26 protein-coding genes and 4 tRNA genes are annotated in these 26,353 nt (G+C 67.9%); 11 read left to right on the top strand and 19 right to left on the bottom strand.

Annotated features, from left to right (window positions below; genetic code table 11):
- Positions 1-3: 3 nt before the first annotated feature.
- Both C6I20_RS09440 and C6I20_RS09435 read right to left on the bottom strand, forming a co-directional pair.
- Positions 4-1,287: an HRDC domain-containing protein gene (locus C6I20_RS09440; RefSeq protein WP_118395728.1), complete on the bottom strand. Its 1,284-nt coding sequence runs from the start codon at positions 1,285-1,287 to the stop codon at positions 4-6.
- Positions 1,284-1,877, bottom strand: coding sequence for a DUF3000 domain-containing protein (locus tag C6I20_RS09435; RefSeq protein ID WP_118395727.1), 594 nt, complete (start codon positions 1,875-1,877; stop codon positions 1,284-1,286). Before C6I20_RS09435 ends, C6I20_RS09440 begins: the two co-directional genes overlap by 4 nt.
- Positions 1,878-1,947: 70 nt before the next feature.
- On the opposite strand from C6I20_RS09435, the gene hemE reads away from it, so the two are divergent.
- The 3 genes from hemE to hemQ are packed head-to-tail and all read left to right on the top strand — an operon-like array spanning position 1,948 to position 5,028.
- Positions 1,948-2,991: a uroporphyrinogen decarboxylase gene (hemE, locus tag C6I20_RS09430; RefSeq protein WP_254052093.1), complete on the top strand. Its 1,044-nt coding sequence runs from the start codon at positions 1,948-1,950 to the stop codon at positions 2,989-2,991.
- 1 nt (position 2,992) lies between these two features.
- The gene (hemG, locus tag C6I20_RS09425) at positions 2,993-4,324 is read left to right on the top strand and encodes a protoporphyrinogen oxidase (protein ID WP_118395726.1); all 1,332 of its coding nucleotides are present in this window, start codon (positions 2,993-2,995) and stop codon (positions 4,322-4,324) included.
- Positions 4,321-5,028, top strand: a complete 708-nt coding sequence (gene hemQ / locus C6I20_RS09420) for a hydrogen peroxide-dependent heme synthase (protein WP_118395725.1) — start codon at positions 4,321-4,323, stop codon at positions 5,026-5,028. The genes hemG and hemQ overlap by 4 nt, the downstream gene beginning before the upstream one ends.
- Before the next feature lie 82 nt (positions 5,029-5,110).
- Here the strand turns inward: hemQ and msrB are convergent, their stop codons facing one another.
- Positions 5,111-5,518: a peptide-methionine (R)-S-oxide reductase MsrB gene (gene msrB / locus C6I20_RS09415; protein WP_118395724.1), complete on the bottom strand. Its 408-nt coding sequence runs from the start codon at positions 5,516-5,518 to the stop codon at positions 5,111-5,113.
- Between the two features lie 37 nt (positions 5,519-5,555).
- A complete protein-coding gene (locus C6I20_RS09410) occupies positions 5,556-6,047 on the bottom strand; it encodes a hypothetical protein (RefSeq protein ID WP_118395723.1) in 492 nt (163 codons plus the stop codon).
- Between the two features lie 64 nt (positions 6,048-6,111).
- On the opposite strand from C6I20_RS09410, the gene C6I20_RS09405 reads away from it, so the two are divergent.
- The gene (locus tag C6I20_RS09405; protein WP_118395722.1) at positions 6,112-6,951 is read left to right on the top strand and encodes a PPK2 family polyphosphate kinase; all 840 of its coding nucleotides are present in this window, start codon (positions 6,112-6,114) and stop codon (positions 6,949-6,951) included.
- A gap of 19 nt (positions 6,952-6,970) precedes the next feature.
- Here the strand turns inward: C6I20_RS09405 and C6I20_RS09400 are convergent, their stop codons facing one another.
- From C6I20_RS09400 to C6I20_RS09380, 5 genes are all read right to left on the bottom strand, one after another.
- Positions 6,971-7,729, bottom strand: coding sequence for a sirohydrochlorin chelatase (locus C6I20_RS09400; protein WP_118395721.1), 759 nt, complete (start codon positions 7,727-7,729; stop codon positions 6,971-6,973).
- On the bottom strand, positions 7,726-7,929 hold the full coding sequence (locus C6I20_RS09395) for a hypothetical protein (protein WP_118395720.1): 204 nt from the start codon (positions 7,927-7,929) through the stop codon (positions 7,726-7,728). Before C6I20_RS09395 ends, C6I20_RS09400 begins: the two co-directional genes overlap by 4 nt.
- Positions 7,926-9,620, bottom strand: coding sequence for a nitrite/sulfite reductase (locus tag C6I20_RS09390; protein WP_118395719.1), 1,695 nt, complete (start codon positions 9,618-9,620; stop codon positions 7,926-7,928). Before C6I20_RS09390 ends, C6I20_RS09395 begins: the two co-directional genes overlap by 4 nt.
- 316 nt (positions 9,621-9,936) lie before the next feature.
- Complete coding sequence (locus tag C6I20_RS09385) at positions 9,937-10,560, bottom strand: hypothetical protein (protein WP_118395718.1); 624 nt, start codon at positions 10,558-10,560, stop codon at positions 9,937-9,939.
- Complete coding sequence (locus C6I20_RS09380) at positions 10,561-12,210, bottom strand: acyl-CoA dehydrogenase family protein (RefSeq protein ID WP_118395717.1); 1,650 nt, start codon at positions 12,208-12,210, stop codon at positions 10,561-10,563.
- A gap of 17 nt (positions 12,211-12,227) precedes the next feature.
- On the opposite strand from C6I20_RS09380, the gene C6I20_RS09375 reads away from it, so the two are divergent.
- Together C6I20_RS09375 and C6I20_RS09370 are read left to right on the top strand one after the other, a co-directional pair.
- On the top strand, positions 12,228-13,127 hold the full coding sequence (locus C6I20_RS09375; protein WP_118395716.1) for a YihY/virulence factor BrkB family protein: 900 nt from the start codon (positions 12,228-12,230) through the stop codon (positions 13,125-13,127).
- Positions 13,128-13,688: 561 nt separating this feature from the next.
- Positions 13,689-13,958 (top strand): hypothetical protein, encoded by a 270-nt coding sequence (locus tag C6I20_RS09370; RefSeq protein WP_162891241.1) that lies wholly within the window; start codon positions 13,689-13,691, stop codon positions 13,956-13,958.
- On the opposite strand, the gene C6I20_RS09365 is transcribed toward C6I20_RS09370, so the two are convergent.
- The 4 genes from C6I20_RS09365 to C6I20_RS09350 all read right to left on the bottom strand — a co-directional run bounded on the left by C6I20_RS09365 (position 13,955) and on the right by C6I20_RS09350 (position 14,547).
- Positions 13,955-14,197: a hypothetical protein gene (locus C6I20_RS09365; protein ID WP_118395714.1), complete on the bottom strand. Its 243-nt coding sequence runs from the start codon at positions 14,195-14,197 to the stop codon at positions 13,955-13,957. The two genes, C6I20_RS09370 and C6I20_RS09365, sit on opposite strands and share 4 nt — an antisense overlap.
- 83 nt (positions 14,198-14,280) lie before the next feature.
- Positions 14,281-14,355: transfer RNA gene (locus C6I20_RS09360), tRNA-Val, on the bottom strand.
- 24 nt (positions 14,356-14,379) lie between these two features.
- Positions 14,380-14,450, bottom strand: a tRNA-Cys gene (locus C6I20_RS09355).
- Between the two features lie 25 nt (positions 14,451-14,475).
- A tRNA-Gly gene (locus tag C6I20_RS09350) sits at positions 14,476-14,547 on the bottom strand.
- A gap of 81 nt (positions 14,548-14,628) precedes the next feature.
- Here C6I20_RS09350 and C6I20_RS09345 point away from each other — a divergent pair.
- Both C6I20_RS09345 and C6I20_RS09340 read left to right on the top strand, forming a co-directional pair.
- Entirely contained in the window at positions 14,629-15,462 is an 834-nt protein-coding gene (locus C6I20_RS09345) for an aminotransferase class IV (RefSeq protein ID WP_118395713.1), read from the top strand.
- A 54-nt stretch (positions 15,463-15,516) separates the two neighbouring features.
- A tRNA-Val gene (locus C6I20_RS09340) sits at positions 15,517-15,588 on the top strand.
- A gap of 103 nt (positions 15,589-15,691) precedes the next feature.
- On the opposite strand, the gene C6I20_RS09335 is transcribed toward C6I20_RS09340, so the two are convergent.
- Positions 15,692-15,964: an excalibur calcium-binding domain-containing protein gene (locus tag C6I20_RS09335; protein ID WP_118395712.1), complete on the bottom strand. Its 273-nt coding sequence runs from the start codon at positions 15,962-15,964 to the stop codon at positions 15,692-15,694.
- A gap of 253 nt (positions 15,965-16,217) precedes the next feature.
- Here C6I20_RS09335 and C6I20_RS09330 point away from each other — a divergent pair, with 253 nt between their 5' ends.
- Positions 16,218-17,528 carry a DUF1524 domain-containing protein gene (locus tag C6I20_RS09330; RefSeq protein ID WP_118398781.1) on the top strand — a complete coding sequence of 437 codons (1,311 nt, stop codon included), beginning with the start codon at positions 16,218-16,220 and terminating at the stop codon, positions 17,526-17,528.
- Positions 17,529-17,551: 23 nt separating this feature from the next.
- Here C6I20_RS09330 and C6I20_RS09325 read toward each other — a convergent pair whose 3' ends face one another.
- The gene (locus tag C6I20_RS09325; RefSeq protein ID WP_118395711.1) at positions 17,552-18,142 is read right to left on the bottom strand and encodes a hypothetical protein; all 591 of its coding nucleotides are present in this window, start codon (positions 18,140-18,142) and stop codon (positions 17,552-17,554) included.
- 561 nt (positions 18,143-18,703) lie between these two features.
- Here C6I20_RS09325 and C6I20_RS09320 point away from each other — a divergent pair.
- Positions 18,704-19,969: an RNA polymerase sigma factor gene (locus C6I20_RS09320; RefSeq protein ID WP_162891240.1), complete on the top strand. Its 1,266-nt coding sequence runs from the start codon at positions 18,704-18,706 to the stop codon at positions 19,967-19,969.
- Between the two features lie 20 nt (positions 19,970-19,989).
- Here C6I20_RS09320 and C6I20_RS09315 read toward each other — a convergent pair whose 3' ends face one another.
- From C6I20_RS09315 to C6I20_RS09305, 3 genes are read right to left on the bottom strand one after another with little or no spacing between them, the layout of a single operon-like run.
- Positions 19,990-20,589, bottom strand: a complete 600-nt coding sequence (locus tag C6I20_RS09315) for an acetoacetate decarboxylase family protein (RefSeq protein WP_118395709.1) — start codon at positions 20,587-20,589, stop codon at positions 19,990-19,992.
- Positions 20,586-22,028 (bottom strand): NAD(P)/FAD-dependent oxidoreductase, encoded by a 1,443-nt coding sequence (locus C6I20_RS09310; protein ID WP_118395708.1) that lies wholly within the window; start codon positions 22,026-22,028, stop codon positions 20,586-20,588. The genes C6I20_RS09315 and C6I20_RS09310 overlap by 4 nt, the downstream gene beginning before the upstream one ends.
- The gene (locus tag C6I20_RS09305) at positions 22,025-22,624 is read right to left on the bottom strand and encodes a TetR/AcrR family transcriptional regulator (protein ID WP_118395707.1); all 600 of its coding nucleotides are present in this window, start codon (positions 22,622-22,624) and stop codon (positions 22,025-22,027) included. The genes C6I20_RS09310 and C6I20_RS09305 overlap by 4 nt, the downstream gene beginning before the upstream one ends.
- Before the next feature lie 56 nt (positions 22,625-22,680).
- Here C6I20_RS09305 and C6I20_RS09300 point away from each other — a divergent pair, with 56 nt between their 5' ends.
- Positions 22,681-24,408: a GMC oxidoreductase gene (locus C6I20_RS09300; protein WP_118395706.1), complete on the top strand. Its 1,728-nt coding sequence runs from the start codon at positions 22,681-22,683 to the stop codon at positions 24,406-24,408.
- A gap of 3 nt (positions 24,409-24,411) precedes the next feature.
- On the opposite strand, the gene C6I20_RS09295 is transcribed toward C6I20_RS09300, so the two are convergent.
- Positions 24,412-26,346: a PAS domain S-box protein gene (locus C6I20_RS09295; protein ID WP_254052092.1), complete on the bottom strand. Its 1,935-nt coding sequence runs from the start codon at positions 26,344-26,346 to the stop codon at positions 24,412-24,414.
- Between the last annotated feature and the right edge of the window lie 7 nt (positions 26,347-26,353).

Genomic DNA, 26,353 nt, shown 5'->3' with positions numbered 1-26,353 from the left:
CTCTCAGCTGGTCGGCTCCTGCAGGGCCATGGTGATCGGCTCGACGATCAGGCCGATCTGCCAGGCCCGCGCACCATCAGCCGTCAGCGCCGCGCTCACGGCGCCGGCCGTGATCTCGGCGGGCGGCTCCCACGCGAGGTTGCGGACGAGTTGGGGGCTGATCAGGTTCTCGGTGGGGAGGTCATGCTGGCCGGCCAGTCCGACGACGACCTCGCGGCTACGGGCCAGACGGCCCGCTGCAGGAGGATTTTTGTCGGCCCACGACCGCGGAGGCGGGGGACCGTCGACGCGCTGGCTCGCGGTCGGCAACTTGGCCTCGGGCAGTGTGAGTCCGCGCTCGACGGCTTCGAACCACTCCGCGGCGAATCGGCGAGGCCCACGATTGCGCATGATCCGCATGCTCTTGAGGGCCGCGATGCTCTCCGGGGGCGTGATCGCGATCTCGAGGATCGAGGCGTCCGGGAGGATCCGACCCGGGGTCGTGTCGCGGGCCTCAGCGATCGCGTTGCGGGCCTCCCAGAGCTCGCGGACCAGCGCCAGGGCACGGCGCCCGCGGGCCTTGTGAAGGTGGGAGGTGCGCCGCCAGGGCTCCTTGCGCTCAGGCGGGCCCTGGAACGACAGCAGGGCCTCGAACTCCTCGGCGGCCCATTCGCGCTTGCCGGCCTTCTGCAGGTCGGCGTCGATCAGGTCGCGGAGCTCGACGAGCACCTCGACGTCCAGGGCTGCGTAGACCTGCCAGGGCTCAGGCAGGGGTCGGGTGGACCAGTCGGCCGCGGAGAACTCCTTGGCCAGGCTCAGTCCGAGGTAGTGCTCGACGAGCGCGGCCAGGCCGACGCGGGGGAGGTTGAGCAGGCGTCCGGCGAGCTCGGTGTCGAACAGCGACTCGGGGTAGAGGCCGACCTCGGCCAGACACATCAGGTCCTGGTTGGCAGCGTGCAGGATCCACTCGTTGCCGTCGAATGCCGTGTCGAGCGGCACCAGGCTGTCGAAGGCGATGGGATCGATCAGGTGGGTGCCGGACCCCTCGCGACGGACCTGCACGAGATAGGCGCGCTGGGAATAGCGGTAGCCCGACGCCCGCTCGGCGTCCAGGGCGATCGGCCCGGTGCCCGCCATGATGCGCTCGCAGGTCTGCTGCAGCAGCTCGGGAGTGTTGACGACGGGCGGCAACGGGTCTCGCAGCTCCAGCCGAGGGGCCTCGGGCACGACCGGCGCTGGCGCCACATCGTCGGTGGGGGTCTCGTCGGTGGGGGTCTCGTCGGGGGTGGTCGGTTCGGAGACGGTCAACGCACACCACGCCTGCGCTGCAACGGGATCACGCCGGGCGCCAAGGGTGGCAGGCCGGCGATGGCACACAACAGGTTGGACCACGCGGCGGCATGTGAGTCCATGCCGGCGGTCGATTCGTCGGCCAGCGGCGTCCATGAGGCGCGCACCTCGATCTGTGCGTCCGAACCGTCGGCCTCCATCTCGCCGAAGCCTTCGGACCTCACGACCGTGACGCTGCCACTGGCCGCGGTGTATTCGCTGCCGTACGCCTCGAGGGCCTCGGTCAGCCAGCTCCACCCGACGCTCGGGAGCACAGGATCGGCGGCCATGTCTGCGTCGATGTCGGCACGTGCGAACGTGACACAGCGGAATGTGCCGCCCCACGCGTCGTTGCCGGCCGGATCGTGCAGCAGAATGAAGCGGCCCGTCGCCAGCTCGTCCTCGCCGACAAGGACGTCTCCGCTCATCGCGAAGGCGTGCGGCGCGATGCGTTGGGGCGCAGGCATCTCGTCCACCACGACCTCAGGTCGGAGGACTGCCTGGCGTACCTGCTCTACCGCAGCCGTGAATCGTGCGGGGGTGCGGTCGATCTCGCTTCGGGCTCCCACCCTGTGATGGTAGGCGCGGAAGGGTCAGGCCACAGCCCCGACACTCCGCACGACCTGAGACACTGGGCGAGTGACCTCGACGATGACCGACAGCGCTTTCCTCCAAGCCTGCCGAGGGGAGCGACCCGATCACACGCCGGTGTGGTTCATGCGCCAGGCTGGCCGCTCGCTCCCTGAGTACCTCGCACTGCGCGAGGGCACCGCGATGCTCGAGTCGTGCTTTCGGACCGACATGGTCGTCGAGATCACGATGCAGCCCGTACGCCGCTACGGCGTCGATGCGGCGATCTTCTTCTCTGACATCGTCGTGCCGCTCAAGGCGATCGGCGTCGATCTGGACATCGTGCCGGGCGTCGGACCGGTCGTCGCGGATCCGATCCGCTCGGCCGCACAACTCACGCAGTTCCGCGACATCGAGCCGGACGACGTCAGCCCGATCACCGACGCCGTCACGGCCCTGGTCGGCGAGCTGGGCACGACACCGCTGATTGGCTTCGCGGGCGCACCGTTCACCCTGGCGTCCTACCTCGTCGAGGGCGGGCCCTCGCGTGACCACCGACTGACCAAGCAGCTGATGTACTCCGAGCCAGATCTGTGGCACGCCCTGCTGGGCCGGATGGCCGCGATTGCCGGTCAGTTCCTCCGACTGCAGGTCGAGGCCGGCGCCTCTGCGGTCCAGCTGTTCGACTCGTGGGCTGGCACGCTGTCGCTCGCGGACTACGAGACGTACGTCAAGCCACACTCGGCCGCCGTGCTGGACTCGGTGGCTGACCTCGGTGTGCCGCGCATTCACTTCGGCGTGGGCACCGGCGAGCTGCTGCACTCGATGGGCGACGCGGGCGCTGACGTCGTCGGCGTCGACTGGCGGGTGCCGATGGACGAGGCCGTCCGGCGGGTCGGGCCTGGGCGCGCGGTCCAGGGCAACCTCGATCCCACGACGCTGTTCGCGCCGACCGAGTTCGTGCACTCCCGCGCCGCGCAGATCATCGATGCCGCAAGCGCGGCCGAAGGGCATGTCTTCAACCTGGGCCACGGGGTGCTTCCCGCCACCGATCCGGACTCGCTGGCGCGCCTGGTCGACTTCGTGCACGGCTACGAGTCCACCGCCTCCTGACATGCGTGTCGCAGTCGTCGGTGGTGGCATGGCCGGGCTGGCCGCGGCGTACGAGCTGGCCTCCAGCGGCGCGGACGTCGTCATTCTGGAGGGCTCGGACCGACTCGGTGGCAAGCTCCGGCTGGGCTCGGTCGGCGATCTGACGCTGGACCTCGGGGCCGAGTCGATCCTGGCTCGCCGACCCGAAGGCTTGGACCTGATCGCGGCAGTCGGACTCGACGGCAAGATGGTCAACCCGCACACCATCACGGCGTCCATCTGGACCCATGGCGAGCTGCGACCCATGCCTGCCACGGTTATGGGCATCCCCGCCGATCTGACCGAGCTGGCTGCCTCCGGTATCGCCCGGGTCGACGATCCGCATGTGCTTCCGGTGCCGGACGAGGACGTCTCCGTTGCGGACTTCGTCGCCACGCGGCTCGGTCGGGACGTACTTGACCGTCTCGTAGAGCCATTGCTGGGCGGTGTCTATGCCGGTCACACCGAGGCCTTGTCGCTGCGTGCCACGACCCCTCAGATAGCCGCCTTGGGCCCCGACCTGCTCGCCGGCGCCACCGCGGCTCGGGCCGCTGCGACGGCGAGCGGCCCGGTGTTCGCCGGACTTGTCGGGGGAGTGGGCCAGCTGCCGGCCGCTGTCGCGGCGACCCCCGGCCTGGAGGTCCGGCTCGACTCGACGGTCCGCGCGATCACTCGGACGACGGACGGCTGGCGTCTCTCGGTCGGGCCGACGACCGGCGTCGAGCATCTTGACGTGGATGCCGTCGTGGTGGCGGCCCCGGCACCGGCCGCCGCGCGACTGATCGCCGAGGATGCACCCGATGCCGCCTTCGCGCTCGCCGCGATCGACTACGCCAGCATGGCGATCGTCACGTACGTGCTCGACGAGCCGCCGGCGTTCGAAGGATCCGGCTTCCTGGTCCCGCCCGTCGACGGGAAGTTCATCAAGGCGGCGACCGTGTCGTCCAACAAGTGGGGCTGGGTCGCGGACACCGGACGTACGGTCATCCGCGCCTCGGTCGGGCGTGCGGGCGAGGCGACGCTCCTCCAGCACGACGATCGCGCCATCACCGCGGGCGCACTGGCCGACCTGCGTGCGGCGTTCGGCGGACTTGCGGAACCGGTCGACGCGGTGGTGCAGCGCTGGGGAGGGGCGCTGCCGCAGTACGACGTCGGTCACCTCGACAGGGTCGCCACCATCGAGCGTTCTGTCGCCTCGGTGCGTGGGCTCGAGGTCTGCGGTGCGGCCTATCGCGGCGTCGGCATCCCGGCGGTCATCGCCTCGGGTCGGGCGGCCGCACGGCGACTTCTGGACGCTGGGACAATAGACGCATGAGCACCATCGCGAACAAGGGCAAACTGGCCAAGGAGATCAACGACACGATCCGCTACACGATGTGGTCGGTGTTCCGGATCGAGAAGGTCCTGGGCGACGCTCCACGCGCCGAGATCGCGGCCGAGGTCGACGAGCTGATCGCCAAGCTCGCGGCTGACGACGTCATCGTGCGTGGCACCTACGACGTGAGTGGCCTGCGGGCCGACGCCGACCTGATGATCTGGTGGCACGCGCCGACCAGCGACGCGCTGCAGGCCGCCTACAACGCGTTCCGACGTACGGCCCTGGGCGCCCGCATGGCGCCGGTGTGGTCGCAGATGGCGTTGCACCGGCCGGCGGAGTTCAACCGGTCGCACATCCCGGCGTTCATGGCCGAGGATGAGACCCACCCGTACGTCTGCGTCTATCCGTTCGTCCGGTCGTACGAGTGGTACTTGCTGCCCGACGAGGAGCGTCGCGAGATGCTGCGCGAGCACGGCATGCAGGCCCGGGACTATCCCGACGTGCGGGCCAACACGGTCGCCTCGTTCGCACTGGGCGACTACGAGTGGATGCTCGCGTTCGAGGCCGACGAGCTGCACCGCATCGTCGACCTGATGCGCGAGCTGCGGGCCAGCCAGGCCCGTCGCCACGTACGCGAAGAGGTCCCGTTCTACACGGGCCGCGCGCACACCGTCACCGAGCTCACCGAACTCTGGCCCTGACCCCGCTGAGCCTGACCTTTTTGTCGCGAATCGCCGGACGGACACGACACAAACGTCAGGCTCAGCGGGAAGGCGAGGTGACTCAGGAGTCGGCGCGGAGCTGCAGGCTCACGCCGTTGATGCAGAAGCGCTCGTCGGTGGGAGTCGGGAAGCCTTCGCCCTTGAACACGTGGCCGAGGTGCGAGCCGCATCGGGCGCAGCGCACCTCGGTGCGTACGCCGCCGAACATCGAGCGGTCCTCGATGTACTCGACGCGGTCCTCGGCGAGCGGGGAGTAGAACGCCGGCCAGCCGCAGTGCGCATCGAACTTGGTATCGCTGCGAAACAGCTCGGCGCTGCAGGCGCGGCACTCGTAGACGCCGACCGTCGGATCCGTCTCGTACGACGAGCTGAACGGACGTTCCGTGCCAGCCTTGCGCAGCACATCGAACTCGGCCGCGCTCAGCTCGGCCTTCCACTCTTGGTCGGTCTTTTCCACGTCGTAAGCCATGTCTCAAGCCTACGTGGCAGGGCCAGCCGGCGCCGGATCAGCGCTGGGCGTCGAACGGCACGTGCTCGAGCAGGTGGACGCTGGGCACGTCGAGCTTGCGCTGCGCCCGCGACGTCCAGTCCAGCTGCAGGAACTCGCGCACGATGTGCGGCTCAGTGAGGATGATGACCTCCGAAGACCCGCTGGACGTCACGAGCTCGAGGAGTGCGTCGATTGGGTCGCCCTCGGTCAGCACCGCCGAGACCTGCTGGCCTCGCTCACGGAGCAGGGCCGCGCTCGCGTCGAGCTCGGACTGGCCGGCCTTGACGATCTGCTGCTGCACCTCTTCGATCGCGTCGGGCTCGGTGATCGGCGTGATCTGCCCCGAGCCGAGGGCGCTCATCGAGGACGTCAGGATCGCCTGCGAGCTCTCCACCGGCAGCAGCAGGTGGTAGCCGATCGTGTCGTCGAGACCTTCGTGCAGCGCGATGATCTGATCTGCGTCGAGTTCGTTGAGCTGGCGTTCGATGAGGAGTGCGACGTCATACATGTGCAGGAGTCTACGGCGCTCGTACGTCATGCGTGCTGCGCCACCCGTCGGGCATACTGCCGACATGGCCAAGTCTCTCGATGCCCAGCTCACCATCACAGCGCCGGTCGACCTCTCGGCATACGACTCGCGGGCCACTACGGGCTTCTCTGGCAAGAAGGACGACGCCGCGAAGCACCTCGCCGAGATGGGGAAGGAGCTCAGCGACCTGCAAGAAAAGCTGTTCGCCGGTGGTCGGGCCGAGTCGAGCAACGCACGGGTGCTGGTCGTCCTGCAGGGCATGGACACCTCGGGCAAGGGCGGCATCATCCGCCACGTCGCGGGCCTGGTCGATCCCCAGGGACTGACCATCACCTCGTTCAAGAAGCCATCACCCGAAGAACTCGAGCACGACTTCCTGTGGCGGGTCGAGCGGGCGCTGCCCGGCCCGGGGATGATCGGCGTTTTCGACCGGTCGCACTACGAGGACGTGCTGATCGGCCGGGTCCGCCAGCTCGCGCCCCCCGAGGAGATCGAGCGTCGCTACAGCGCGATCAACGACTTCGAGCAGGCATTCACGGACTCCGGTGGGGTCATCATCAAGTGCTTCCTGCACATCACCGCCGACGATCAGGCGGAACGACTGGCCGCCCGGCTGGATGACCCCAGCAAGCACTGGAAGTACAACACCGGCGACCTCGACGAGCGCATGCTGTGGGGCGACTACCAGCGGGCGTACGCCTTGGCGCTCGAGCGCTGCTCGACCGCGCACGCCCCGTGGCACATCGTGCCGAGTGGTCGCAAGTGGTACCGCAACTGGGCCGTGGCAGCGCTGCTGCTGGAACAGCTGCGCGCCCTCGACCTGGAGTGGCCGGTCGCCGACTTCGCCGTCGAGGCCGAGCGCGCACGTCTCGCGACGATGTAGCGCGCTCGACCCACGCGGCTCAGGCCGACAGCGGTTCCAGCGGGACGAGGTCGACCGCACCGACGGCGTACCGCGCCAGGATGACCCGGGCGATCTCGTCGTCGACGCCCAGCGGCTCGGCCACCGCGACGGCCCCGGCCTCGTACGCCAGCTCGGTCACCCGGTCCGGCAGGACGCCAGGTGCGAGGAACAGCTGGCCAACCGCGATGTGTCGGCGTCCGTCCGCCCGGTGGGCGCGGACTGCCTCACCGGCGGCCGGCGGAACGCTCGAGGCGAACGCCGCGATCGTCGGCAGCTTGTGGTGCGCGCCCCAGGCCCGGGCAGCCCGGGAGATGGCCGCGTTGGCCAGCGGGTCGGACGAGCCGGCGCCCGCGAGCACGAGGGCATCGAGCTCACGCACCTTGTTGAGCGAGAGCGCGTCGCGCAGACGCTTGTCGAGGATGTGGAAGAACGCATTCTCGATGCCGAGCACCTTCGTGGCCTCGATCAAGATGCCGTTGTGCCGCGCCAGAGCGGCCGCGATGACGCTCGGCACGTCGATGTTGGCGTGGAACGCCTCGGTGAGCAGCAACGGCACCACCACGATCTCCTGGTGTCCCTCGGCCACCAGCCGGTTGACGGCGGCGTCGAAGTCGGGCTCGGCGAGGTCGAGAAAAGCTGGCTCGATCCGGAGGTCGGGACGCATGCACGCCACCAACTCCGTCAGGGCTGTGATCGTCTGGGCAGAACGCGGATCGCGGCTGCCATGCGCAAGAGCAATGAGTGCTGGTGCGGTCATGATGCTGTCCTCCTTCCGTTTGGTGCTGCAGTGGGTGTCTCGTGGGTGGTCAGGTTGGTGGGGGCGAGCTGTCCGATGAAGCCGAGGCGGAATGCCCTGAGGCAGGAGCGGCACTCCCACTCGCCGTGCTTCTCGCCGTGGGGACGCAGGTCCTCGTCGGCGCAGTAGGGGCAGTGAAACGGCACAGCGCGGGCGGTCATCGCAGCACCTCGTCGTCGGCTCGGGCGACCCACCGGGCGAAGGGCTCGCCGTGCTCACGCTGCTCGAGGTACGTCCGGGAGAGCTTCTCGATGTAGTCGGGAAGGCGGTCCCCGGCGACCTTGTGCGCCCGCAACTTGCGACCGAAGCCAGCCTCGAGCCCGAGCGCGCCACCGAGGTGCACCTGGAAGCCCTCCACGGTGTTGCCGTCGGCGTCGTTGACCAACATGCCCTTGAGGCCGATGTCGGCGGTCTGGATGCGGGCGCACGAGTTGGGGCAGCCGTTGACGTTGACCGTGATGGGGGAGTCGAGCTCGGGCACCCTCTGCTCGAGCTCGGCGATCAGGTCCTTGGCGCGATCCTTGGTGTTGACGATCGCGAGCTTGCAGAACTCGATGCCCGTGCACGCCATCGTGTTGCGACGCCACTGCGACGGGCGAGCGTGGAGGCCGATCTCAGCGAGGGCGGCCACGAGTGACTCGACCCGATGCTCCTCGACATCCAGGACCAGCAGCTTCTGCATCGGCGTCGTGCGGATTCTGTCGCTGCCGTGGGCCTCGACGATGTCGGCGACCTGGTGCAGCAGCGTGCCGGAGATGCGGCCGACCGTGGGCGCGGCGCCCACGAAATACTTGCCGTCGGTCTGCCGGAACACGCCGACGTGATCCGCCGGGGTGGCGGGCGCCTCGGGCGCCTCGGGCGCGTCGAGGTGGACGAGCGTACGTCCGAGGTACTCGGTCTCGAGCACTTCGCGGAACTTCTCGACGCCCCAGTCGGCAATCAGGAACTTCAGCCGCGCACGGGTGCGCAGGCGCCGGTAGCCGTAGTCGCGAAAGATGCTCGTGACGCCCTTCCAGACGTCGGCCACCTCGTCGAGCGGCACCCACACGCCGACCCGCTGCGCCAACATGGGGTTGGTCGAGAGGCCGCCGCCCACCCAGAGGTCGAAGCCGGGTCCATGCTGGGGGTGCACCGCGCCGGCAAAGGCGATGTCGTTGATCTGCGGGACGACGTCGTGGCCGGGGTGGCCGCTGATCGCGGTCTTGAACTTGCGCGGGAGGTTGGAGAACGCCTGGTCGCCGATGAACTCGCGCTCGATCTGCTCGATCGCTGGCGTGCCGTCGATGATCTCATCCAGCGACACCCCGGCAACGGGGCTGCCGAGAATGACTCGCGGGCAGTCACCGCACGCCTCCTGGGTCGAGAGGCCGACGGCCTCGAGGCGCTCCCAGATCGTCGGGACATCCCGGATGTCGATCCAGTGGTATTGGACGTTCTGCCGGTCTGTCAGGTCAGCGGAGTCGCGACCATAGGCCTGCGAAAGGTCGGCGATCGTCCGCAGCTGAGCAAGGTTCAGCTGTCCGCCGTCGACGCGGACCCGGAGCATGAAGTACTTGTCCTCGAGCTCTTCGGGCTCGAGGGTCGCGGTTCGGCCGCCGTCGATGCCAGCCTTGCGCTGCGTGTAGAGGCCCCACCAGCGGAAGCGTCCGCGCATGTCGCCCGGGTCGATCGAGTCGAAGCCGCGCTGGGAGTAGATGCTCTCGATGCGGGCCCGGACGTTGAGTGGGTTGTCGTCCTTCTTGGACTGCTCGTTCGCGTTCAGTGGTTCGCGGTAGCCCAGCGCCCACTGGCCCTCGCCGCGTCGGGGTCGCGCCTGACGTGTGGGTGTTTCCGTTTCGGTGGCTGTTGCCATGAGGATTCCCTTGGACAGGGCACACGGCGATCACCCGGTTTCGTCACGGACGAGGTCGCCGCACGCCTGGTGTGATCGAGACTGGAGATCAGAACAGAGGTCGCGCGTTGATCAGCGACACATCATGTTGTGCACTCGACCGAGGTCAACGTGGAGGCGTACCACGAGCCGGAGGGTCTGTGCAGCGATCATGTGACCAGTCTGCGGACATGCGTCCGGGGTGACAACCAATCATCTCATGATTTGAGACGACCGTCCGTAATGTGAGACGGCGTGACTAGCGCACGCGGGGAAACGGCTGCTGATGTGACCTGTGTCACTCCGCCGGGACGAGGACCGCGACGGCGTACGCACCCACGATCGACGCGACGAGCGTCGTCCCGGCAGCGACCAGGGCCACGTCCCACGGCACGAGCCCGGCAGTCGCCAGACCGACGACGGCAGCCGGGTGGAACACCGCGATCAGGCCGAGCGGCAGGACCGCGCCTCCGACGATCGCCGGCACGGCGGCGTACGACTCATGGCCGCCGCCGTCGATCGTGAGCGTCGCCCAGGCGCCGACGAGACCGACGAGTGCGGCACCCACCGCGGTCACGACGAGGCTCGGCTGGGTGAAGACAATGGTCTGGCCAAGCCGGTCATCCAGAGCGAGCGCGGCGAGCCCGCCGAGCACCGCGCCGACGGTGTGCGCAGCGAGGACGGGCAGGAGCGTCGACCACGAGCCGCGGCGCACGATGGCGAGCGTGACAGCCGATGCCGGATTGGCCAGCCAGAGCCCCGAGCTCTCGTCGGTGCTGTGCAGCTGGGCGTACCAGGTGAACAGCACAGCGACGGCCGCGACGGCCGCGACGGCGAGCATCGGATCTGCGGCGCGCAGTGCCAGAGCCGAGACAAGGGTGATCGTGGCGGCCAGTGCGGCCGCCATGGACAAAAGGCGCATTCAGCTCTCCAGGTGAGGGATGGCGCGGGCAACAATGCCCGCGAGATCGAGACCGCGCGGGAGGGTGCCGAACGTACCGCCCCAGTCGCCGCCGAGGCGCGAGGCGCAGAAGGCGTCGGCGACCGCCGGGTCGCCGTGCTTCAGTAGGACGGTGCCCTGCAGTGCCGTGGCCATCCGGCCGGCGATGCGGCGCGCACGCACTTCGATGTCGGTCAGGTCTGCGAGCTCGGTCAGCACCTCGTCGACGACGGCGTCCAGGCGCCTGTCCTCACCCCGGACCGAGCCGACCTCGGTGATCCACGCGTCCAGAGTCTCGGGCTCCCGCCCGAGCGCGCGCAGCACGTCGAGCGCGTTGACGTTCCCGCTGCCTTCCCAGATCGAGTTGAGCGGCGACTCGCGGAACAGCAGGGGCATCCCCGACTCCTCGACGTAGCCGTTGCCGCCCAGGCACTCCAGCGCCTCGGCGACCATGAATGGCGTCCGTTTGCAGACCCAGAACTTCTCCAGCGCCAGGCCGATCCGACGCAGCGCCTGCTCGTGCGGGTCATCCGGTCGGTCGACGGCGGAGGCCAGCCGCAGCGCCACCATCGTGGCCGCCTCGCTCTCGACCGCCAGGTCGGCGAGGACGTTGGTCATCGCCGGCTGGTCAGCCAGCGTCGCGCCGAAGGCGGCCCGGTGGCTCGCGTGCCACGTCGCCTCGGCGAGTGCCTTGCGCATGATGCCGGCCGAGCCGAGGATGCAATCCATCCGCGTGGCCGAGACCATCTCGATGATCGTGCGGATGCCGCGGCCCTCGTCGCCGAGCCGGGTCGCGTACGCGTCGTTGAACTCAAGCTCGCTGGATGCGTTGGACCGGTTGCCGAGCTTGTCCTTGAGTCGCACGATCGACAGCGCGTTGCGGGTGCCGTCCGGGCGCACTCGCGGCACCACGAAGCACGTCATGCCTTCAGTGGCCTGCGCCAACACGAGGATCACGTCATTCATGGGCGCCGAGGTGAACCACTTGTGGCCCGTGAGCAGGTATTCGCCGTGTGTCTCGGTGGGGCGGGCGATCGTGCTGTTGGTGCGCAGGTCCGAGCCGCCCTGCTTTTCAGTCATTCCCATGCCGGCGAGCAGGCCAGCCTTGCCCTCTGGGGGGCGAAGCCCGAAGTCGTACGTGCGGGACGCCAGCCCGGAGGTCCACTGCTTGGCGAGTGCGTCATCGGCTCGAAGAGCCGGCACGACGGCGTATGTCATGGTGATCGGGCACATGTGCCCGGCCTCGGACTGGCCCCACGTGAAGAAGCCGGCGGCACGCTTCAGGTGGGCGACGGGGGAGTCCGACGTCCAGGGCTCGGCGGTCAAGCCGAAGCCGACGCCCTGTGTCATCAGCCAGTGCCACGACGGGTGGAAGTCGACCTCGTCTATGCGGTTGCCGAACCGGTCGTTGGTACGCAGGACCGGCTCGTTCTCGTTGGCCAGGTGCCAGTGCTCGCGCGTCTCGGCGGATCCGGCCAGGCGCCCCATCGGCTCGATCGCATCGGCGATCTCCGCGGCGTGGACGCCACCGAAAGCAGCGACGGAATCCATCAAGGCCCGGTCGGCGGTCGCGACGTTGTAGCCGACCAGCGGGATCGCCTGATTGGAAGGTGCACGCTGGAGGGGATCCATGTCGCTACGGTAGAGCCATGGTGGTGGAACCGGTAGACCGACCGGGGGTCGCCCAGTCGGGCAAGAGGGTTGTCGCCCGCACCGTGAGCAGCTGCTTCCGCTATCGCGTGACGGGCCTGGCCGCCGAAGCGGCGTTCTTCGCGATCCTGTCGCTTCCGCCGTTGGTCTTCGGCCTGGCCGGCACGATCGGCTTCGTCGCGGAGCGCTACGACGTGGCCAAGGTCGACGTGCTCAAGGACCGGGTCATCGAACTGGCTTCCCAGGCGCTGACGCCCGACACCGTCGACCAGGTCATAGCGCCGACGCTCAACGACGTGCTGGGGGCCGGTCGCATCGACGTGATCTCGATTGGTTTCGTGCTCGCCCTGTGGTCCGGCTCGCGTGCTCTCAACGTCTTCATCGACACGATCTCGATCATCTACGGCCTCGGCGGACACCGCGGCATCGTCAAGACTCGGGCGCTGTCGTTCGCGCTCTACATCATCGCGTTGCTGGTCGGGATCATCCTGGTGCCGCTCGTGCTGGCCGGTCCGCAGGTTGCGGCCGACATCCTGACCGACAGGTTCGCCTTCCTGCGCTACTTCTACTGGCCAGCGGTGCTCCTGTTGTCGGTCGGATTCCTCACCACGCTCTACCACCTGGCGGTGCCGGTGCGGAAGCAGTGGCGGGTTGGCCTGCCCGGGGCAGTGTTCACGTTGCTGCTGTGGATCTTCGGCAGCTACTTCGTCCGCTGGGCTCTCGGCTTCTCGACGGGCGGCACGTCGATCTATGGACCGCTCGCCGCACCCATCGCGGTGCTGTTGTGGTTGTACGTCCTGTCGATCGCGGTGCTGATCGGGGCGGCGATCAACGTTGCGATCGAGCAGGGTCTCGAGGATTCGCACTGGGGTCATCGAAGCGCACGGGTCGAGACGTGAGCGCCCGCTTGGTCCTGACGGCCACTGGCTGCCGCGCACTGCAAAATCATTGCGGTGAATTGTTTCATGTGGTTCCGCTGGAAAAGTCAATACGACGTGCCTAGCGTTGCCGATGTCCGAGCGAGCCACTCCCAAATGCAGCACGGACGCAGCCCCGCCGCCGGCGCTGGCCCACTCCCTGGGCATCGCCGACCGCGGGGCCCCTCAACTCCGCCGCACCGCGAGGTCAGTCCTCTGCGGCGATCTCCTCCACCGGGAGAGTGCGGCCTCGCGTCCAGCCAGTCGACCTGAGTCGTTCCTCGAGCCGACGACCCGCGCTGGACCCCATCCGCCAGCTCAGTTCGTCCTCGGCAATCGGTGATTCGTACCCTGAACTCCTGCGTCGTCGTGTCATGCCAGGCCTCCCCACAACCGTCACATCACAGAGATTTTCGACAAGATATTAGGACGGTTTCGAGCATCTGACAAGACGGATCCTCATTCAGTTCTTCCGGGCGGGGGAGTTGCTCGCACGGATGGCCTATGGCGCATCCAGTCGAACAGGTGTTCTATCATGGCCGGATGGGATTCGTGGACCGATCCGAGGGGGATCGGCGCGACCCTGCCAGGCAGCCGCACCGCCACGTGTGGGTCAAGCAGTCCAAGGAGTACGGCAGCCTGACGCCATGGCCGGGCCTGCTGATCGAGTGGCGTCGCGACAGCGGGGGCAAATGGTTTGCCTTGGTCGCGGTCGTGTCCGGAGGCGTGGGCAACCACCTCGGAGTCAGCTGGATCGAGGCTGACCTGTTGGTGCCGGCGAAGGGCTACGACCGCCCCGAGGAGTGGTGCTAGCTCACCGAGCTAGCGATGGCGCCCAGGGTGATGCCGATGATCGTGGTCATGATCGAGCCGGCGCCGACGTACGTGCCCAGCGGCCTGTCGCCCTTGCGGTGACCCATGAATCCCAAAATGGCTCCGAGTGGGCCGAACAGGATGGGGAAGAACAGGATGGCCATGACTCCGAAGACGCCGCCGACGATCGTGTGGACCCGGCCCGGCGGCCTGGTCGCGCGTGGGTTCTGGCCGGTCATGTCGTCTCCCTGGGTGGTTCGGTCGTGGAAGGACCGCACTGCCGAGTAAATGAGAAAATCCCTCCGGTGGGGAGGGATTCTCATGGTGGGCGATACTGGGTTTGAACCAGTGACCTCTTCCGTGTCAGGGAAGCGCGCTACCGCTGCGCCAATCGCCCGTGCGTATTCAATTGTGACTTTCGAGGTGGGTACGGGATTTGAACCCGTGTAAACGGATTTGCAGTCCGTTGCCTCGCCTCTCGGCCAACCCACCGTTGGATGGGTATGGAGACCCTCCGAGCGGACAACGAGATTCGAACTCGCGACCCTCACCTTGGCAAGGTGATGCTCTACCACTGAGCTATGTCCGCAATGCCTCAAATTGAGGCGACACGAGACTTTAGCCGATCCGATGGAGGTATCCCAAATTGGGGTGGGGGTAGCGTTGCCGCATGAGGACATGGGTCAACGGCCACGTGCTGCAATCTCCGGGCGAACCGGTCATCAGCCCGCTCGATCACGGGATGATTGTCGGCGACGGAGTCTTCGAAACCGTCCAAATCAGCCGCAACGAACCGTTCGCGCTGACGCGACACCTCGACCGCCTCGTGAGGTCCGCCGAGGGCCTCGGGATCGGCAGGCCGGACATCGGCGCGATCCGTGAGGGCGTCGCCGCGACGATGGATGGACAGGACATCCCGTTTGGACGCATCCGCGTCACGGTCACCTCGGGGACCGGGCCGCTCGGCTCGCCGCGGGGTAGCGCCGGCCTGACCAATATCGTCATCTCCGAGCCTTCCACCAGGCCGCCGGGCGTAGCGGGCATCGTGACGGTCCCGTGGCCGCGCAACGAGCGAGGGGCCGTCTCTGGGCTCAAGACGACGTCGTACGCCGAGAACGCCCTGATGATCGAGCACGCTCTCGCCCGAGGGGCCTCCGAGTCCGTCATGCCCAACACGGTCGGGTTGCTGTGCGAGGGGACCGGGTCGAACATCTTCTACGTCGTAGACGGGCAGCTCATCACCCCGACCCTGCAGGCCGGCCCGCTGGCGGGCATCACCCGTGCCCTGGTGCTGGAGTGGTGCGCGGGTGAGCTCGACGTGATCGAGCGCGATGCGCCGATCGAGGTGCTCCAGACCGCCGACGAGGTGATCCTCGTCGGCACCACGCGAGACGTCCAGGCCATCAGCAAGGTCGACGACCGCGAGCTCGAGGCGCCCGGCCCCGTCACGCAACAGGCGCAGGCGATCTGGGCGCGGGAAGCCGCGAAGACTTCGGATCCGTAGGACGGCCTCCTGCGGGGGCTCCGCGGCCGGTAGGTTAGAGTCTCTGACGCACGAGGGCGATTGGCGCAGTGGTAGCGCGCTTCGTTCACACCGAAGAGGTCACTGGTTCGAACCCAGTATCGCCCACCCAGATTCACCCTCCCAACGGAGGGTTTTTCTGATTGACCAGATGCGCGACGAATCTGCGGACCACCTGGCAGGTGGTCCGCAGCGCGATGTGAGAGGAGTGTCAGCGCTTCTCGCAGGCGATGCCGTCCTTGTCGCGATCGGACTTCTTGTTCTTGGCATAGATGGTGTTGCTGCGCTTGAAGTTGGTGACTGGCTTGCCGGACGTCTTGTCCCGTGCCCCGGACTTACCGATGCCGTGCTTGTAGTCCTTGTTCAGGGCCGTGCAGTTCTTGTAGGTCTTGTTCGCCGCCTCGGCGGGCGATGCCACGACGAAGAGCGCGGTGCTGCACAGGGCGGCGGAGCAGAGCGCCGCGGTGAACGGGTGTCGAGTCATGACGTTCCTTGGACGAAGAGTGAAGTGCTGTCGGCCGAATCCTAGGCTCTTCCTGCCGAGCGCGTACGTGAAACTGCACGTCCCTCGAACGTTGGTCTGCCCCTGCCCCGAGGTCGGGTCGCGTGGGGTGAAGAAGCCCCAGGAAGTCGTCTGGCCAATCACCGGCGTGAGTGCCGAGAGTTCGCTACCGTCACTTTCGCAACGGTCTGTCGCATAGGGCCGGTCATTCGACGTTCTGACCGAAGGGATGGGCATGAGCCATCCGGCCGGTTGGTATCCCACTGATGACGGCGTGCGCTACTGGGACGGGTCACGTTGGACCGAGCACTTCGCTCCTGTCTCCTCGCCGGCCACACCGTCGCAAGCAGCCGATGCCGCCGGTCGCGCGGACCTCAGCCCTGACCCGCATCGAGTCGGCAGGGTCCGCTCGGCGCTGGCAATCATCTTTGGTTGGGGCGGACTGATCCTTGTGGCCGTCCTGGGGGGTGCATCCTCAGGAGCAAGTGGCTTGTTCATCTTGTCGGGCCTGTACGTCCTGGTCGTCGCGGTGGTCGCCCTGATCCGCGGCCGCGTCGGGTGGGCGCGCCTACGTGGACGTGCCGCCGGAGGTATTGCTCTCGCGGCAGCGCTGGGGCTGTTCATCGCCGGCGGTGCGACCGCAGACCCACCGGCCGACCCGCCGGTCACCGCGCCAGCTTCCACGACCACCCCTACGCCGACCCCCACCCCCGCTCCCGCCCCGTCAGCCACGAAGCCGACCGTCAGCCCCAAGACGGCAGGCCAGGGGACCGCGCTGGCCGCCGTGGCATCCCTCGCGGTGAAGGGCCGGGCACCCAAGACCGGCTACTCAAGGGACGCGTTCGGTCAGGCCTGGTTCGACGCCGACCGGAACGGCTGCGACACCCGCAACGACATCCTGCGCAGGGATCTGACCGATCGGGACATGGAGAACTACTGCAAGGCGCTCGCGGGCACCCTTGACCCCGACCCGTACACCGGCACGATGATTCGCTTCCAGTACGGGGGTGCCAGCGAGGTCGACATCGACCACGTCGTCGCGCTCAGCGACGCGTGGCAGAAGGGGGCCGGGAAGTGGGCCGCCGAGAAGCGTCTCGCGTTCGCCAACGATCCGCTGAACCTGCTCGCCGTCGACGCCGGAGCCAACCGCGCCAAGGGTGACGGGGACGCCGCGACTTGGCTGCCCCCCAACAAGCCCTACCGGTGCGAGTACGTCGCGCGGCAGGTGGCGGTGAAGAGCAAGTACGACGTCTGGGTCACCTCCGCAGAGCTCGACGCGATGGTCCGCGTGCTGTCAAGCTGCGTTGACATGCTTGCGCCAGCCCCCGGCCCAGCGCCCACTGCGGCGGCCCTGCCCAAGAGCAAGCCCAAGCCCACGACACCTGCGCCGGCTCGCAAACTGGCGAGTACGCCCGAGGCGCCCGCCAGCACCTTCTACGCCAATTGCACTGCCGTGCGGGCGGCGGGCGCGGCTCCCATCCGCAGGGGACAGGCCGGCTATTCACGAAAGCTCGACCGCGACGGCGACGGAATCGCCTGCGAGTGACCCGGAGCCAGTCCCGACCTGCGCTACTGCGAGGTCAGCATCCGGCGAACCAGGAGGAACGCGCCGTAGATGATGGCCAGGCCAAGCACAACCGGAAGGATTGCGCGCAGGATCAGAGCAATCAGCACGAGCACGCCCAGGAGCGCGAGCACGACTACCAGGACGTGGCCGAAGATCCACACCATCCGCGTGGCCCAGTTCGTCCGGCTCCAGGCCCACCACACGTTACTCCGGTCCTTCCAGCGGTTCGCGCGACGGTCGCGCGCCGACTTCTGACGGCGGCGTCGCAACTCGCGACCCACCGTCCTGGCGGCAAGTCGTTTCTGCGTGGTCGCCGCGCGCCTTCGTTTGAGGCTCAACCGGTGGGCGATGATCGCGGCGGGATCTCTGCGGCCATGGATCATGGCCGGCGACGCGAGCGGGCCGTCCGTCTCGAGTTCGGTCCGCACCTGGTCGACGTGAATGTCCCAGTCGGCAAGGACGAGATCCTGGTCGATCGCCGAGCCGGGTTGGGATATCCGCCAGTGGCACTCCGGGGCGAGGCATCGCGCTACGAAGGCTTCCACGCGTGCGTCAGCGCGAAGGGTGTGTTCCCAGATTTCCGCCGTGACCATGGGATGCCTCTAGCTCCGGTGCTGCCGGTATCGTACCGAGACGGGAGGTTCGCGGGACGGCGTAGGCCGTGCGACGGGCCTGACTGGCCGCCGGCGGTGGCTCGGGAATGGCCCAGACCAGCGGCCAACTCGAACGTCAGATGTGGGACGTGTGGTGCAGATGATGCCTAGCGGGAGATCGTGCACCGCCTGGCGGAAGATTCGATGACCTCCCCTCTAGATCGCCTTGCCGACACCAGGCGCACTGGCGACTTATGACTGGAATTACAGCACAAGAATGTTGTGGGGCCTGGGATCGTCGAGAGTGGCGGGTTGTGATCGTTCTGGCATCCGGGAGGTGCCGTGTTAATCGGAACGCCTTGTCGCAATGGTCGATCTTGGCGTATGTTACTGGTGAGTTATCTCACGAGTTCCCAGTGAGCGGGCGCGCACATGTGTCGGCATGCTGGGTGTGAGGGTTGAATTTTCAACCGGGACCGAAGCTGTCACCTCAGATATGTCCCGTACTGATCCAGGGGAGTACGACCAATGTCCACTCGAAAAAAAACAGGCACGATTCCGATGTCGACGCTCGTCGAGCTCGAAGACGTCGAGCTGCTCGAACTGACCCGAGGTTCCTCGGTCGAGGCCTACGCGGTGCTGTACGACCGCTACGTTTTCGCAGCCCGCCGACTGGCGCGCCACCTGGGCCAGCGCGAGGAGGCCGATGACGTCGTGTCGGAGTCGTTCGCGCAGGTCCTCGACCTGCTCAATCGTGGCAAGGGGCCAGACCGGGCCTTCCGTGCGTATCTCTTTACGACGATCCGGCATGAGTCCGGTCGGCGCGCCAAGGCCAACAAGCGGGTCATGCCGACCGACGACGAGTCGGCCATCGACTCGGTGGCTCCGTTCGGCGGGGGAAATCTCGACGGCTTCGAGACGTCCACGATCCGCGCCGCCTACGAGTCGCTGCCCGAGCGCTGGCGGACCGTGCTGTGGCACCTGGACGTCGAGGGCCGCCAGCCCAACGAGCTGGCGCCGATCCTCGGCCTGAAACCCAACAGTGTCTCGGCGCTGGTCTACCGCGCCCGCTCAGGTTTGCGCGAGGCGTACCTGCAGCAGCACGTCAAGACCGACGACCGGACCGGAGCATCTGCGTGCCGCGCAACCCGGAAGTCGCTGGCGGGCGTCGTGCGGAGGACCGCCGGCAGCCGAGATCAGGAAAAGGTGCACGCGCACCTCTCGGCGTGTCAGGACTGCATGGCCATCTACCTCGACCTCGAGGAGGTCAACCGCGAGATCGGGTCCATCGGCGTGCCAGCAGCAGCCACGGTGATAGCGGCAGGTGGAGGCCTGGCGGCGGCGCACGGAGGCGGTCTCGGTGTGGTCAAACTGGCTGCGGCCGTGAAGGGCATCCTGTTCACCGCCGCAACGCCTGCGGCCGAGGCGGCCATCGCCGCGATCGTGGTCCTCGCCGCGCCGACGATGGTGACGACGAGGGCAGAGCCGCCGAAGAGCCCCGCGACCTCGGCACCCGCCGTGGTCGCCGACGCTCCTCGAGCCCCGGTCGTGTCAGCCCGGGCCGAGTCGAAGCCGGCCAGCACGCGATCCAAGCCCACGACGTCCGTGGCTCCAAGCGCGAGAGAGGCGGCATCCACGCCGCTGGTTGCCGTGCGCCGGACCGACGGCGTGGCGGTCGACGTCGGTGCGGCCAAGGTCCAGGTCGGTTCGGGCGGCGTCGCGGTCGACACCAGTGTGGTTGCTGCGGCAGGCGCCGAGATCGAACGTGTGCTCCCGGACGCCGTCAAGGGCGCGACGGGTCTGCTCGCCCTACCGGACCGGGACTGACGGCCTCAGGCGACGGCACGTCATCGCTGGCCGAAGATCAGACGGAACGGCTTCGCCGCCAGGGTCAGCAGCGGCTTGCGGCCGGCCAGGAAACCCAGCGGTCCGTCCGCAGCGAACGACCATCGGCCGTGTCCGGCCCCTAGTCGGATCCGTCCCGTGACGCGGGAGACCAGCAGCGATCCGTCGCGATCCTGCGCGATGCGGAAGCCGGACGGGATCGCCCACGGAAGTCGACGCACGCGGCCGATCGTCAGCGATCCGATGCCTTGGGCGGCATAGGACGAGTGCGGCGCAACCTCGAAGTCCGCGAGATCCTTGGGGATGGCCCACAGGTCTCTTCCGCCGTCGCGCGACGCCGGGCTGTTGACCCAGATATGCGTGATCGACACCCGCGGACGCCAGCCTTGTCGCACGAGCACCGTCGTCATGATCTCGTCGTACGTCAGTGGGCTCGGCTCCTCGTAGACGAAGAACGCTGCGGCCACGATCGCGCGGCCGAAGATCGTGACGGTCCGGGTCGCGGGCGAGTGCGGCGCAGGCGCGCTGCTGCGCGGCACCAACCACATCCCGATGTAGGCGTGACCGTGCAGGTCCCAAGGCTCTGCTGGATAGATCGTCATGACCAGTGGAACGCAGTCGGCTCGAGGACCTTGGTGGCCTGGGCGAACGGCAACGTCGCGCCGGGCCAGTTCGAGGTGATGCGGCCCGATGGGTGGCGGTACCAGTTGTCGCAACTGCCCCACACCGAGTGGTCGAGCTTGTGCGAAAGCTCCTGGTCGTACGCCTGCTCAGCGGCTTGGGTGACCTCGACCGAGGCGTAGCTGCCGGCCTCGAGCCGGTCGACGGCCTGCCTCATGTGCCTGGCCTGGGCTTCGAGCATGTAGATGACCGATCCTCCGCCGAGGTTGGTGTTGGGCCCGTACGTGACGAACAGGTTGGGGAAGTTGGGGACGTACATCCCGAGGTACGCATGCGCGCCATCGGCCCATTGGGTCGCGAGCTTTTGGCCGCCGACCCCGGTGATGTCGATCGACTCGAGGAAGTCCTGGCTGTCGAATCCGGTGGCGTAGATGATCGCGTCGACCTCGTGCTCGACACCGTCGGCGTCGACGACCCCTGTGGGTGTCACGCGCGTGACCCGGTGCGGCACGACCTGGACGTTGTCCTGCGCGAGAGCGGGGTAGAACTCGTTGGAGAACAGGATGCGCTTGCACCCGATCGGGTAGTCCGGGGTGAGCAATGCCTGCAGCGACGGGTCCTTGACCTGCTTGCGCAGGTGACGCCGGGCGATGACCCCGTTGATCCGGCCGACGCGCGACTGCGCATCGAGCCCCCGCGCGAACTGCTCCATGATGGCCCAGATGCCACCACGCTCGATCCGCTGGCTGATCGGCAGGAACTTGAACAAGGTCTTGTGGAACGGCTTGTAGGGCTTGTCGGGCTTGGGCATCAGGTAGTTGGGGGAGCGCTGGAACACCACGAGCCGGCTGGCGTCGCGGGCCAGGTGCGGGATGAACTGCACGGCACTGGCACCGGCTCCGACGACCGCGATGGACTTGCCGGTCGCGTCAAAGGTGTGGTCCCACTCCGCGGAGTGGAATGACGTGCCGGTGAACGAGTCGACGCCCTCGATGCCCGGCAGCGCGGGTCGAGACAGCTGCCCGACCGCGCTGACCAGGACGTCGACGGTCTCGACGGTCTCGTCGTCGAATCGGACCGACCACGTCGAGGAGTCCTCGTCCCATGTGGCGGCGACGACCTCGGCGCCGAAGCGCACGAGCGGAGAGATGCCGTACTTGTCCGCGACGGACCTGATGTAGGCGTGGATCTCCTCCTGCAGCGCGTACCTGCGCGTCCATCGCGGGTTGGGCTCGTAGGAGAACGAGTAGAGCGGCGACGGGACGTCGCAGCCGGCACCCGGATAGGTGTTGTCCCGCCACACTCCGCCGAGATCGGTCGAGCGCTCCCAGAGCCGGATGTCGGTGTGGCCCGAGCGCTTGAGCTCGACCGCGACGGCGATCGCGCCGAAACCGGAGCCGATGATGCCGATGGATGTCATGGGCGGGGTTCCTTCATGGGGGGATCCTTCTGGACGAAGAGCAGGACGGACGTGGTGAGCAGGTCGAGCGCCTCGTCACGCGTGAACGTACCGCGCTGGAGCCACTCTCGGCAGACTGACTTGGTGAGGGCTGCGGTGGGCCGCAGGCGGGCACGCAGGTGCGCGTCGTCGGGTAGTCCCAGGGCGTCGAGGACCAGCCGGGCGGCACGGTCGTCCGCCTCGTCGACGATGGCTTGGATGTCGGAGCTGCCGTGCAAGTTGGCGGCACCACTGGCGGCGATCCACGCCTGGCCGTACGTCGTGGCCGCGTCGAGGATCCAGTCCATCGTGAGCCGGGCCCGTTCCTGGATCGGCTTGCCGTCGAGTCCGTCGAGCGGCCGCTCGGGCATCAGGACCGAGTCGCGCATGACCTGTAAAAACAGTTCACGCTTGTCACCGAAATAGTGGTTGATCAGGCCACGGGCAACCCCGGCAGCCTCGGCCAGCTCGCCGGTCGACACCTCGTCGTACGGGCGGTCGGAATAGAGAACGCGCGCCGCGTCAAGGATCTGCTGCCGTCGCTCGGCCGGAGCGAGGCGTTGGCGGGTCGCGGTCATGGGACAAGTTTCGCGTCCTATTGGCAGAGTGTCAACAAGGGTCGTAAGGTGCAGTCATGAGCAAGCATGACTATGACGTCCTGGTGGTCGGTTCCGGTTTCGGAGGCAGCGTGGCTGCGCTCCGCCTCACCGAGAAGGGCTATCGGGTCGGCGTGATGGAGGCCGGACGCCGCTTCGCCGACGACCAGCTGCCCAAGAACAACTGGCGCGCCACGCGCTATCTCTGGGCTCCGTGGGCCCGTTGCTTTGGGATCATGCGCATCACCTTGCTGCGGGACGTCCTGATCGCGAGCGGGGCAGGCGTCGGCGGTGGCTCCCTGGTCTACGCCAATACGCTCTACGAACCGCTCGACGCGTTCTACCGCGATCGCCAGTGGGCGCACGTCACGGACTGGAAGGACGAGCTCGCTCCGCACTACGCGCAGGCCAAGAAGATGCTCGGCGTCACGACCTACCCGGGGACCAGCCCTGCCGACGATCGACTCCGCGCGATCGCTCGTGACTATGGCGTCGAGGAGACGTTCCACCCGACCGAGGTCGGCGTGCTTTTCGGTGCGGCTCACGGAGTGCAGCCGGGCGATGCCGTCGCCGACCCGTTCTTCGGCGGGGCCGGCCCGGATCGCCGTGCCTGCATCGACTGTGGCGCCTGCATGACCGGCTGCCGGCACAACGCCAAGAACACCCTCGTCAAGAACTATCTGCACCTGGCGGAGGGCGCCGGCGCAGTGGTGCACCCGATGACCACCGTGACCGACGTGCGACCGCTGTCGCCCGGGGCCGATGGCGGGAGTCGCGGCGGGTACGCCGTACGGACCCGACGTACCGGCAACCCGCTGCGTCGCCGGACCTACACCGCCGAGCACGTGGTCTTCGCGGGCAATGCGCTCAACACCCAACAGCTCTTGCACCGCCTCAGGGCCGGTGCGCTGCCGGATCTCTCACCGCGCATCGGTGAGCTGAGCCGGACCAACTCCGAGGCGGTCCTGACCGCCCGGTCGATGCGCAGGGACGCCGACTTCACGCCGGGCGTCGCCATCACGGCGTCATTCCATCCCGATGACCACACCCACGTCGAGGTCTGCCGCTATGGACGTGGCTCGAGCGCCCTGGGATTGATCAACGCACCGCTGGTCGACGGTGGCCACGGTGGCTCGCAGATCAAGGCGGTGTGGCGGGCCTATCGAACGCTGGGCATACGCCGGGCGATCGCGATCCACAATCCGCGCCGCTGGGCCGAGCAGTCGATCGTGGTGCTGGTCATGCAGACGCTCGACAACTCGATCACGACCTACCTCAAGCGTGGACTGTTCGGCCGCCGGATGACCAGCAAGCAGGGTGTCGGCGATCCAAACCCCAGCTGGATCCCGATGGCCAACCGGGTCACTCGCGATCTTGCCGAAAGCATCGGCGGCAGCGCCGGCAGCTCGACCGCCGACCTGGCCGGCATCCCGATGACAGCCCACTTCATCGGTGGCTGTGTCATCGGCGAGTCCGCCGAAACCGGAGTGATCGATCCCTACCAGCGGGTGTTCGGCTATGACGGTCTGCACGTGACGGATGGTTCGGCGATCACCGCGAACCTGGGTGTCAACCCGTCCCTGACGATCACGGCCCAGGCCGAGCGCGCCATGGCGCTGTGGCCCAACAATGGAGAGTCGGACGCGCGTCCGCCGCTCGGCGAGCCGTACGTCCGGGTGGCGACCGTCGCGCCGCGGTCACCTGCCGTCCCGGCCCATGCGCCCGCAGCGCTACTGCTCCCGATACCCCAGGTGCCGCCAGCCTGACGGTCAGGCCAGCGGGACGGTCAGCACGAACGCGCCAGAGGCGTGGCCAGGGCCCTCCGGCTCGTACCTGGCGTCGCCACCATTGGCGCGGGCCAGCTCGCGCACGATGAACAGGCCAAGACCGGTCCCGCCGATGCTGTCACCCGTGGCGAATCGCTCGAACAGCCGCGGCACGATGCCGGGGTCGACGCCGTCGCCGGAGTCGGTGACCCGGATCTCGGCCATCGTGCCGGCGAGGTTGGCGCTGAGACCGACAGGTGCGCCGCCGTGGGTCAGGGCGTTGTCGACCAGGTTGTCGATGGCCTGGCCGATCCGGTACGGATCGGCCATGACCTCGATCTCAGGGCCCGGCGCGATGCGAATTCCCGGATCGGCCAGTGTTGTTTGGGCCGTACGAACAGCGGTCTCGAGCAGCTGGCTCACCCGGAGGCGTTCGGGGTGCAGCGCGAGCGCGTTGGCGTCGAGCCGTGACGCGGTCAGCAGGTCCGAGAGGAGCCGCCGCAGCCGGGCCGCGCTCGTGCTCATCCCCTCGAGCAGGGTGGCCCGCTCGCCCTCGGTCAGCTCGGTCCAGTGCCGTGCCAGGGTGTCGGCTGAGCCACCGAGCACGGCTGCGGGGGTGCGCAGTTCGTGGGAGGTGACGGCGAGGAACTGGGCCTGGTCTGTCAGAGCTTGCTGGAGCCGCCCGTTGAGCGACTCCAGCTCGACATTGGCCTCAGCGAGCGCCGCTGCCGCTCCATCGCGCTCCTGTTCGTAGGCGCGACGCTCGGTGATGTCGCGAGTGACCTTGGCGAACCCGATGTGTTCTCCGCGATCGTTGAAGACTGCGGAGATGAGGACGTGGGCCCAGAACTGCGTCCCGTCCTGACGGACCCGCCACCCCTCCTCCTGGTAGCGGCCCTGTTGGAGGGCAACTGCCAGCTCGTGCTCCGGATGGCGCGCTGCCTGCCGATCGGCGGGATAGAAGATCCGGAAGTGCTGCCCGATGATCTCCTGGCCGGTGTAGCCCTTGCTGCGCTGCGCGCCGGGGTTCCAGCTGGCGACAATGCCCTCGGGCGACAGCATGAAGATCGCGTAGTCGTCGACAGCCTCGACCAGCAGCCGAAACCGGTCCTCGCTGCGGCGCAGCTCGCCCTCGGCGGCTCGTTGGGCGGTGATGTCCTGCGCCTGGACGAAGATGTAGAGCGCCTGCCCGCCACTGTCACGTACGGCGGCGAGGGCAACCAGGACGGTACGCGGCCCGGGAGCGCCGGCCACGTCGTGCTCGATGTGGACCAGGTCGGCTGCGGCGGAGTTGATCTGCTCGAGGGCACCCTCCAGGCTCTCGGCCCGGCCGGCAGTGAGCGTCGCGTAGTCAACGCCGACCAGATCGTCTTGCGGGTGCATCAGCAGCCGAGCGAGAGCCCTGTTCGCCCGCACGATCCCGCCTGTGAGGGTCATCGTCGCCATGCCGATCGCGGCCTCGTCGAAGACCTCGAGGAACCGTTCGAGGTGCTCGTCGAGGACGTTGCGTCCCTCGGTCGGTTGGTCCGGCGCGGGAGCGGGCGGCGCGGGAGCGAATGGCTCCGCGTCCAGGAGGGCACGCAGCTCGATCGGCAGACGAGCGACCGGCATTGACTTCTCGAAGAATGCCGTGGCGCCGAGCTCGCGGGCGCGATCCGCGAGGCCCTCTCGCTCGAACCCCGAATAGATCACGACCCGGGTGTGCGGCGACACGGCCAGGATCCCGGGCAGCGCGTCGAGTGCGTCGAGCGTGGGCATCGACATGTCGAGCAGCACGAGCTCAGGCTGGTGCCGGTGAGCCAGACCGATCGCCTCCGTTCCGTCTGCACCGTCATCGACGACGGTCAGCAACCCGGAAAGCCTGATATGAGTCTTGATCAGCGCCCGCACCTCGGCCGAATCATCGATCACGACCACAGTCGGAGCGAACTTCTCCATGGAGGCA

It is taken from the genome of Aeromicrobium sp. A1-2, assembly GCF_003443875.1.
Taxonomy (GTDB): domain Bacteria; phylum Actinomycetota; class Actinomycetes; order Propionibacteriales; family Nocardioidaceae; genus Aeromicrobium.
Note: the sequence above shows the minus strand (reverse complement) of the source record. Positions and strands in the feature narration are given on the sequence as shown.